Below are 3,591 nucleotides of genomic sequence, written 5' to 3'. Positions count from 1 at the left end.
TTAATTCTGATATAGCATATTCTAGAGCACAATAAAAATAGTCAAAATAAAACTGATAATCCTCCTCTATTTTTCTAAGAACCGAAAAACCATAGTCGTTACGACTTGTAACACCAAAAAAAGAAGAATATTTGTAACTTAAATAACATTCAGGTATTACAGGCAGAACCATCACATTCGATTGGAAGGGATCAAATTTCACTTCATTTTGCGAAATACCAACTGATTCTCTAATATTAATCGCTTCATCTTTATTGATATCAGCTCGTGGACGTGATTGAAAATCGTGTAAAACACTATGTCCAAAAATCCATGTTCTTTTTTCACCACGATAAATATAGTGACTACCCAGCGTAAAGCTCCCATCAAGAAAGTTAATTTCCTTAATAACAACGCCTTCTGTTGGAATTAATAATTTTTTTTCCTCATCATAACTGATAGCTGCATTCTGATAATTCTCTTTATACTGAGCAAAAATAACCCCAACTTCTAACGTTTCTTGTGCATGACGCTCATTAATTTTGACTAATTCAGTGATACCAATTCCAAGACCCGTTAAAGGCACAGCTAATGGCATAGCAACACCAGCAACAGTTTCAGCTCCCAATAGCGAAGCCCCATATCCCACGACGCTTGTCGTTAGAGCAGCTGAATCAAACGCCAACTGAGTCCCAATGATAGTTTTCTGCGGTTCATTTTCTGCATTTGCAAGTTCATAAATATCAAACCCGACCATTGCCCCTTGAAAAATCGCACCAACTCCTTCATTTGCTGTTCGTAAAATTGATGATGAAAAACTATTTATTTCTGTTTTTACAACCTCAGCCCCCTCCTTCCAAAGCGTTCCCGCTAAACGACCAATCCGTGATACATCATTCAACGCCCCATGAGCCATCATTGTATAACTCACATATGCATGGATTTTCAATGCACTCTCTAAGTTAGAAGGATTACCTGAAGCCACTGACTGGCGATTACGATTTGCTGACCATTCAATCAATGTCTTAATACCAATGGCTGAATTAAGTCCATCCACATGCTCAGTATCAGAAAGACACCCTTCATGTTGTAACTCTAAATCGTTAAATGTGTAATGCTCACTAAAAGAACGCATTGACTCATAAGAATATTGTTTAAATTCAAAAAACGTTTTGTCATAGGTTTCAATCCAACGGGAAGATTCTTCGTTGTTTTTATGAACAAACTGAATTTGATACCGCCCATCCTCTAGTTTATCTGTGCTCGCAAAAACAGGTAGCCAGTGCTCATCTAATTGATTCTCTTGCGTGATTTTATCGAGTGATGATTCTAAGCGACCTCCCCATTGTTCCGCTTTTAAAATACTCAAAGACGATTTTATTTGCCTATCTTTTGCCAATAAACTTTGATTTTCGATAAAGTTTATTGTTTCTTGACGCCTCGGAATAACCTCAGACAACTCAGAGGAAGACACTAAATCTTCGACTTTTAACCCTGAGCCAACATCTACGTTTGCCATTTGCTCTACGTCAATCGAAACGAGATCAAAAACAGGTACAGACTCTTCCATTAACACATCGTATTGATATGCCATTTTTTCTTCGATCAAAAAATTATTTAATGAATTAAAGAATTTTTTAGGATTATCAAAAACATAAAGCCCAAAATTTGGATCATAAAAATAGTAATGAGCTTTACCATTATAATTTTTTCTCCCTATTAGCATTGAATGGCTTTGGGTATTTAAGGCATACATCTGAGTCCCATTAGATTCAATGAGTAGTTTTTTTATCTCCCTTAAATTAAGTAGACCAATTGAAGAAGAAGCTCCTACAGCTTGCGTATTAAAATGTAAGTTTTGCAGTGATGATCTCAATAAAACTGAGTTTCTCTCTTCCGGTGATGCCGCTGCAATAAATAGCTTATTAAAAAGCTCATCAGAACCATAAGTACCATCATGTAGCGCTAATGCAACAGACATAGATCTAACGAGAGGATAGCAGCGCCCTCCTTCATCATCGCCCATTAATGGTAAATAGAAATTTTGAGGCGCAAGGCGCTGATAAATGCTTCCCCCATTCTGAAATAGGGTGTTTGTTTTTAATGTGAAATTTAAAATATTTTCTATGTATTCAGACTCTTCCTTTATTTTAATATATTGAGATAAAGCACCACACTCATTAGCACTTAATCCTCCCTTAATATAAAGCTCTCGCATTTCTGATGAAGACATTTGATCATCAAAACCACGGATTGTGACTTCACTATAATTTTTAATACCTTGCTTAAAATCAACGTGACTATTCCATATATCCGTTTCTAATATAGTCTTATATCTTTCTCTATTTTTGGTAAATTCAGATTGAATACCTGATTTTATACTCGCTTGGTTTACGTTAATCACAGCGTCTTCACCATGGTTGTTTTTTATTTGTAACCATAGCCAACTACGTTCTACAGATAAACTTTTAGATAGAATAGAGTTATACTTTTGCTTATAATATTCTTTCAACCCCTGATTCAATTCAATAATTTTATTTAATTCATCTATTCTAACTTTATCTTCATGAGTGATTTCTGTTTGACTTAACTCGGTTCTTTTATTTTGTAAGCTACGAAGTTCCTTTTTTGCAGCCTCTATTTTTATATCTATTTTTTCTCTCTCAATATTGAGATTTTTTTTTATTTCATTTTGAAGATTTACCCAAGGAAGAATTGCGGGATGTTGTGATGAAAAGTCACCGCCCTCATAAACACCATCTTCAATATGCCCCGTATCAATATTAAAATCCCGAGCAAGATTCACTAATTCTTGGTGAGTATCACTACGGTATCGATTAAATTTCTCTAGATTTGATTGAGATAATTCTTCATCTGGATATAACTGACTTATTGTTTGACCTTGTGTTCGTCGTTGTGGTGTGGGAATGCCATTAATAACCTCATATTGCTGACGCTGTAAAATTAACTCCCATTGACCTTCATGAAACCTCATATAAACCATTGCCAAACCTTCATCTGTCCCGGCAACTTGGTAATCAATAAAATCAAATGCCATGACCACATTGTCATATAATATCGAGCTATTAACTCTTCCATCATGGTACACACGATACGTAGTATCATTATATTTTGTAACGATAACTGAGCATCCCGTTAAAGAGCCAGTAAAGAGAAAGCTCTCTTCCGCTGCCTGTATAGGAATGTCAACATAAGCTGGTTTTGTACTTGATTGATTAGCACCGTTATACCCTAGAAAGTAAGCATTAGCTGTTAGCTCTGGGTTAAGGTTTGAAGCACTGGAGATAGGCTCAATGGTGTAAGTATTTGGTGATTTCTGAGTAAATTTTACGAAACCTTGTGAGGGTAGTAGCCCCTTTTTTATCATGTCATCAGCACTAATCGTATTAACATTAGAGAACGATATCGCATTTTCCTTGAATAGCTTAATATCTTGACTTGCAGAAGTTTCTTGAGCTGGTCTATTCCACCAAAAAGGTGATCTTAACGCCAAATCACGTAATGCCTGAGATATGATTCTAGGGTTAATGTTATTTTTTTTAGAATAAAAAGCAGATGAACAATGAAAATCAATTTTCATTTCTATAACTC

The 3,591-nt window shown here is 35.4% G+C and carries 1 protein-coding gene; it reads right to left on the bottom strand.

What is annotated here, in order from left to right:
- On the bottom strand, positions 1 to 3,591 hold a 3,591-nt coding region (locus JK188_RS16760), incomplete at both ends, for a TcdA/TcdB pore-forming domain-containing protein (protein WP_283092655.1).

The sequence above is a fragment of the Providencia sp. JGM181 genome (genome assembly GCF_018257375.1).
Lineage (GTDB): Bacteria > Pseudomonadota > Gammaproteobacteria > Enterobacterales > Enterobacteriaceae > Providencia > Providencia lanzhouensis.
Note: the sequence above shows the minus strand (reverse complement) of the source record. Positions and strands in the feature narration are given on the sequence as shown.